Annotated in this window: 5 protein-coding genes; 1 reads left to right on the top strand and 4 read right to left on the bottom strand. The window is 48.5% G+C overall.

Features of this window, described 5'->3' with window-relative positions; all coding sequences use genetic code 11:
- The coding region (locus ABYP73_RS10715; RefSeq protein WP_372974317.1) for a cell division inhibitor at window positions 1-483 on the bottom strand (483 nt) is incomplete at its 3' end.
- Window positions 484-683: 200 nt separating this feature from the next.
- Here ABYP73_RS10715 and ABYP73_RS10710 point away from each other — a divergent pair.
- Window positions 684-1,526 (top strand): DUF2911 domain-containing protein, encoded by an 843-nt coding sequence (locus tag ABYP73_RS10710; RefSeq protein ID WP_372974316.1) that lies wholly within the window; start codon window positions 684-686, stop codon window positions 1,524-1,526.
- A 46-nt stretch (window positions 1,527-1,572) separates the two neighbouring features.
- Here the strand turns inward: ABYP73_RS10710 and ABYP73_RS10705 are convergent, their stop codons facing one another.
- From ABYP73_RS10705 to ABYP73_RS10695, 3 genes are all read right to left on the bottom strand, one after another.
- Window positions 1,573-3,279 carry a sodium:solute symporter gene (locus ABYP73_RS10705; RefSeq protein ID WP_372945114.1) on the bottom strand — a complete coding sequence of 569 codons (1,707 nt, stop codon included), beginning with the start codon at window positions 3,277-3,279 and terminating at the stop codon, window positions 1,573-1,575.
- A 104-nt stretch (window positions 3,280-3,383) separates the two neighbouring features.
- Window positions 3,384-5,921, bottom strand: a complete 2,538-nt coding sequence (locus ABYP73_RS10700; RefSeq protein ID WP_372974315.1) for a PIG-L family deacetylase — start codon at window positions 5,919-5,921, stop codon at window positions 3,384-3,386.
- A gap of 77 nt (window positions 5,922-5,998) precedes the next feature.
- A partial coding sequence (locus ABYP73_RS10695; protein WP_372974314.1) for a mechanosensitive ion channel domain-containing protein occupies window positions 5,999-6,338 on the bottom strand: 340 nt, incomplete at its 5' end.

Here is a 6,338-nt window from a genome sequence, read left to right as displayed (position 1 = left end):
GTTCAATGATTTCGTTTTGCCTTCCATGGTTCCGAACTTATGGATCAGTTGTTCCTCCCTGTAATTGAATATGGTGACCAATTGTTTCCGGACCAGCAATGGATGGGCCAAGGTCCCTAAAAATCCGAGAGGGAGTTTATAGTCGATCACATCTTCCATTTCCACACCCCCGTCGATCTCATTTATAAAATGTTTGTGGTGCCACATCGCATAAGGTCCGAATCGCTGCTCGTCCACAAAATAGTGTCCTTCTTCCACGTGGGTGATCTCCGTAACCCATTTGGTGCTATAGCCGGGAAAAGGGTTCACCTTGTACTGTATAATTTGTCCGGGAAACATTTTTCGGTCGGCCCCGCTCAGGATATTAAATCCCATGGAGGGGGGAGTGATGACCTTCAGGTTGGCCGGGTCTGAAAGGAATTTCCAAGCGGTCTCCCTCGATATAGGGAAACACTGGCTGGCCGAAAGGCGATACATGCTCATCAAGTCAATTTTAACAAAATTAACCGCATTTTTGTTCAATAAAAAATAATTATTGTTAAACAAATAGTAAAGTTGGGCTCCTAATCTACCTTTGACAAGCCTTTCTGAAGACTAGTTTACCGGAGACACAACCCTGTTTTTTTACCCCGGAATTACGTCAATTATCCCTAACTTTGAAAGAACCTAAAATCCGACAAAAAATGAAAAAATGTATTGTATTTGCCATGGCGATACTGGTCTCTGTTCCTATGATGGCCCAGATACAGTCGCCACAGCCCAGTCCCGCTTCAAAGCTCATGCAGAAGGTGGGTCTGACCGATGTAACCGTTGAATATTCCAGGCCTTCCATGAGAGGCAGGACCATTATGGGTAACCTCGTGCCTTTCGACAAATTGTGGAGGACCGGGGCCAACCAAAACACCATGATCACCTTTAGTACGGATGCCATGGTAGGGGACAAGACCCTGAAAGCAGGTACGTATGCCATATTTACCAAACCATCCGCTTCCAGCTGGGAAGTGTATTTCTATACCGATACCAATAATTGGGGAACGCCTCAGGAATGGTCCGATGATAAGGTCGCTGCTTCCTATACGGCCGAGGTCATGACCATGGAGATGCCGGTAGAGACATTTACCATCACCCTTGACGATCTCCACAACAACGGAGCAACCCTGGGAATGCTTTGGGAGAATACCTATGTAGGCGTACCCTTTACGGTCCCTGCCAAGGAGATGACCATGAAAAGCATTGAGTCCGTCATGAAGGGACCTTCGGCCAATGATTATTTTGCCGCAGCTAGCTTTTATTTTCAGGAAGGAGAAGATCTCGGGCAGGCCAAGAAATGGATAGATAAAGCGGTCTCCATGAATAGCAATGCCTTCTGGATGATGAGGGTTCAATCCCTGATCTATGCGAAAATGGGAGATAAGAAAGGGGCCATAGAGGCGGCTAAGAGATCCCTGGCAGCAGCTAAGGCTGCAAACAACGCAGATTATGTAAAGATGAATGAAGATTCCCTCAAGGAATGGGGTGCAATGTAGACAGGTGATACAAACTGATCAAAACCCTTGCCTCGGCAGGGGTTTTTTATTGTTCCAGAGCTGGGTTGCGCAGCACTCTGTCAAAAACTTCAAGTACGAGCGCCAGGAGGATGACCAGGCTGCACCCAAAGGCATTCAGCCAGAGATAGGACATCCAGTCGCCCATAAAACCAAAGATGACCACGATCTGTGTGATGATGGCGGCGACGAATACGGCGTTGCCTTTTACAAATTTCAGGAAGAAGGCAAGCAGGAAAATACCGAGAACATTTCCGTAGAATATGGAGCCTATGATGTTGACAAGTTGGATGAGATTGTCAAAGAGGTCTGCCACCCCGGCGATCACGATGGCGATGATACCCCATACCAGGGTGAAGCCTTTTGATACCCGCACATAGTGCTTCGGGGTAAACGCTGTTTTCATATTGCGCTTGTACAGGTCGAGGGCCGTTATGGTGCCCAGGGCATTCAATTCTGATGCTGTGGAGGACATGGCCGCTGAGAGTATAACGGCTAAGAGGAGACCGATCAGTCCACGTGGCAGATTATTGAGGATAAAATGTATAAACACATAATCCTTATCGTTGGTCTCCACCAGGTTGTCGGCCTGTGAGATCAAAAGCTTGGCCTTTTCGCGATTGACCCTCTCTTTTTGGTTCGCGGCAAGGATGTGTTGTTTGGCCTCTACGGTGGCGGCGTATTCCTTGAGTTTCAGCGCTGCATAAAACTCGTCCTGAGCCATCATCTTTTCGGTCTCTATCTCTTTGTGTCTTTCTTCGAGTTCTTTGTAGTCCTCTGAGAATTCAGAATTCTCAACGGCTATCGTAGCAGCCGGATTGAAGTTCAAGGGCGATGGATGATATTGATAGAATACGAATACCATGACACCTACCAGGAGAATAAAGAATTGCATGGGGATCTTGAGCAGACCGTTAAAAACAAGGCCCAATTGACTCTCGCGAACTGATTTCCCGGAGAGATAGCGCTGAACCTGACTCTGATCGGTACCAAAATAGGCCAGGGCCAGGAAGAACCCTCCGGTGATACCGCTCCAGAAGGTATACCTGCTGGAGGTGTTCAGTTCAAAATCCAGGATGTTCAGTTTTTCACTGGCCCCTGCTACCTTCAGGGCATTCCCGAAAGTGAGTTCCGGGGGTAAGGCGCCAAGGATAAAAAAGAAGGCGATGAACATCCCGGTCATGATGATGATCATCTGCTGTTTCTGGGTGACGCTCACAGCCTTGGTCCCCCCGGATACTGTGTAAATGATCACCAGGATACCTATGATGATGTTCAGGGTTAAAAGGTCCCAGCCCAGTACGGCCGAGAGAATGATGGAGGGAGCGTAAATGGTTATCCCTGCGGCAAGACCCCTTTGGATGAGGAACAGGATGGCCGCCAGGGACCTCGTTTTAAGGTCGAATCGTTTCTCCAGGAATTCGTAGGCTGTGTAGACCTTGAGCTTGTGATAGATCGGAACAAAGACCATACAGATCACGATCATCGCCAGGGGGAGACCAAAATAGAATTGGACAAACCCCATTCCGTCGTGAAAGGCCTGTCCGGGAGTAGAGAGGAAGGTGATCGCACTGGCCTGGGTCGCCATCACGGATAACCCAATGGTCCACCATCGTGCCTGGTTTCCTGCAAGAACATAGTCGCTTACGTTTTTGCTTCCCCGGGTCTTCCAAACCCCGTAAATCACTATAAAAAGAAGGGTCCCCGAAAGTACGAACCAGTCTAAATTCCCCATGCGTCAGGCGTTTGAAATCATGATGAAGTAAAAAACGAGTACATAAAGAATGTTCATGATGATCACCAGGGTATAGGCCCTTTTCCATTTTCTGACTTCCTCCATTACTTGCCTTTTACAGGAATTTCTTTCTGGAGTTTCGCCTTATTCTGCGACAGCATGTTGGCAAAAAGCTTAAAGGCCCCCGGCACGCCTGCAGGCAACTCCCTGAAAAAACTGAGTCCGGTATAAATGTACGTTCCTTTTCCATAGGAGGCAATCAAAAGGCTCCCTTCTTTTGGAGATTCTCCCTCGTCGGCCATGGAAAGGACAGGGGTGAAGGCATCATCCCAGGTATCAGGGAAGTAAAGTCCGCGTTCCTGCACCCATCCCTGGAAATCGGCTTTTGTCACCTTATTTGGAAAACTCATCAGGGGGTGATCCGGCCTGAGAATTTCTACGGGGGAGTCTTCCTCCGTGACCCTGTCGCGTGAAATATGAATGGGATAGGGGGCGAGATTGTCAAAATCGAGTCCGCTCCTCCCTGAGGTGTTGTATTGTACCACCAGGTTGCCACCGTGATTCACATAGTCTAAAAGGGCATCCTGTTTGAAGCGCATCTCATCGATCACATTATAGGCCCTGATGCCGACTACGATGGCATCGTAGGCCCCTAGGGTTCCCATTTGAATCTCTTCAGGTTTGAGCTGGTGTACGGTGTACCCAATCTGTTCCAGGCTGCTGGGGATTTCGTCCCCGGCGCCCATGATATATCCGATGTTCTGCCCGGCTTTTTTAATGTCAAGACGGACCACTTTGGTCTCTGAAGGGAGGAGGACCTCCTGGATAGGGATATGGTCATAGGCGATGGTCACCAGTTCCTGTGTCAGCTTCTCCCCATGGAGTATCAAAACCGGGCTTAGGATCCCTTCGCTCTCACCTTCAGGTGGCGTGACCATAAATGGATAGATCTTTTCCTCTCCCTTAGATTGAATGCTGACCGGAACATCGATCCTGTCTGCCCGCCAGCCCTGGGGCACCTCGAGTCGCATACTTCCTTCGATATTGTCCCTGAGCGCCCTGACCACAACGTCGATCTGTCTGGGAGCTGGCCGGTCAAAGATCAGTACTTTATCGCGGATCGAAAGGGAAGCAGGAGGAAGGATGTTGAACGGGCTGTAGAGTTCTCCCTTTTCCGGACGAGAATACCTGTAAACCAGGGGCCTGGTGATCTCGAGGGGGATTCCATCGATCTCCAGCTGAAAATCCACTTCAAAAGCGGGAGGGGTTTCGGGAAGCCCTATCAAATTGAAATCATCGACCCTGTACATCCCGAGACTTCCCTTTTTATTCAACCAGTAAGGACTGGTGTAGGAAGCGGAAGAGGGCACTTCTAAGGAAAGCGTGTAATTCTTTTTCTCGTTGTTTTCAAGGGAAATCCCTGGTTTTATCTGGGCGTGATCACCTATAGAAATCTTCTTTAAGATTATTGAAGTATCACTTCTATTAATCGCTTCAATAATAACATTTACAGCACTTTCCGGATTCGAATAAGCGAAATCGGAAGAGGCTTCCAGGTACAGTCCCGTGATATGAGCGATCAACTCCTTCAACTCGGGGAGTTTTATATTTTTCCAATGTTCGTCCCTGACATTTTGCAGAAGCTGATAGGCTCGGAGAAGTGAGGGGAGGTGTCTGGACGGGTTTTTAAAATCGAAATTCTCTTCTACTGCGTAAAGGATCTTCCCGATAGCTTCACCGCCCTCGATCCTCGACCAGGAAGTGTCGATCCCCTCAAACAGGTCCGTCGCTTTCTGCTTCGGCATCTCACCCTTTAATAATTCTATGTATTCCTGTTCGCTACCCCTGGTGGTCGGTCTGCCAAAGCCCTGGCATCTGTGCTGACTGCTCGCGATGGATGCGATCTCGTTGTTGGACATCCCCAATAAGGGATAATATACCCCTGTGTTTAAGGCGATCAACCTGGATTTATCTGCTTTTTCGAAATTCTCCTGGCTCCCGTAAAACCACCAGGAAGTATTGAAGAAAAGACGTTTAGGGGACCAGGGGCCAAGTTTGTCGAGCTGATCGGGATAGGCCGTGGGGTCGGAAACCAGGTCAAATGCCTCTACACTTAAAATAGCTGAGGAGGTGTGATGGCCATGGGTAGAACCCGGGGTCCTGTGATCGAAACGGTTGATGATCACGTCGGGTTTAAATTCGCGTATAATATGGACTACATCCCCGAGTACCTCCTCTTTGTCCCAGATTTTCAGGGTCTCGTCCGGATGCTTGGAGTAACCGAAGTCATTGGCCCTGGTGAAGAATTGGGTACCGCCGTCCACACGCCTTGCCGCCAGCAATTCCTGCGTCCTCAGTACTCCGAGTAATTCCCTGAGCTCGGGCCCTATGAGATTCTGACCACCGTCTCCCCTTGTGATAGATAAATAAGCTGTTCGGGCATGTACCTCGTTAGACAGGTAGGAGATCAACCGGGTATTTTCATCATCCGGGTGTGCGGCAATGTACATGGCCGATCCCAGGAAATTGAGCTTTTGAAGGCTGTGATAGATGTCTGTCGAGGAAGGTTTTGAAGGGCTCTGGCCGTAATTCAGTTGTAAAACCAGGAAAAAGCAGAGGATCAAACGAAATCTTAGGCCCATAAATTTTGGTTTTGACAGGTCCTCAAAGATAGAAAGTTATGGAAGCTTTGATCGGGTTTTACGACTTCTTTAACAGCTTAAACCGCATCACTTCCCTCATTTTCAATTATTTCGTCCGAGATCACACAAACGGCTTTCTGAAGCATGAGGTTGTTCGGATAGGTCACCAGTTGACCATTGTCCTTTCTGAGGTGAATGTGATAGGCCCTGATGTCTTCGATCACATAATTGCCTGAGGTTTCCAGATCCTTGTCCATGATCTGTATGCGATCGCCAATCTTGAAGGGAAAGGAAAAGAACAGAATGATCCCGGCCGTTACGTTGCTTAAAATAGACCATTGGGCAAAAAGCGCTACACCTATCACAGCGAAAATGGAGGACAGGATCAACCCGAGTTCCCTGATATTTACCCCCCAG

The sequence above is a fragment of the Muriicola sp. genome (genome assembly GCF_041567615.1).
Classification (GTDB): Bacteria; Bacteroidota; Bacteroidia; order Flavobacteriales; family Flavobacteriaceae; genus Muriicola.
Note: the sequence above shows the minus strand (reverse complement) of the source record. Positions and strands in the feature narration are given on the sequence as shown.

Excerpts from the sequence above, each read along its gene's own strand:
- ABYP73_RS10710 (WP_372974316.1), top strand. The coding sequence starts at position 684 with ATGAAAAAATGTATTGTATTTGCCATGGCGATACTGGTCTCTGTTCCT.
- ABYP73_RS10705 (WP_372945114.1), bottom strand. The coding sequence starts at position 3,279 with ATGGGGAATTTAGACTGGTTCGTACTTTCGGGGACCCTTCTTTTTATA.
- ABYP73_RS10700 (WP_372974315.1), bottom strand. The coding sequence starts at position 5,921 with ATGGGCCTAAGATTTCGTTTGATCCTCTGCTTTTTCCTGGTTTTACAA.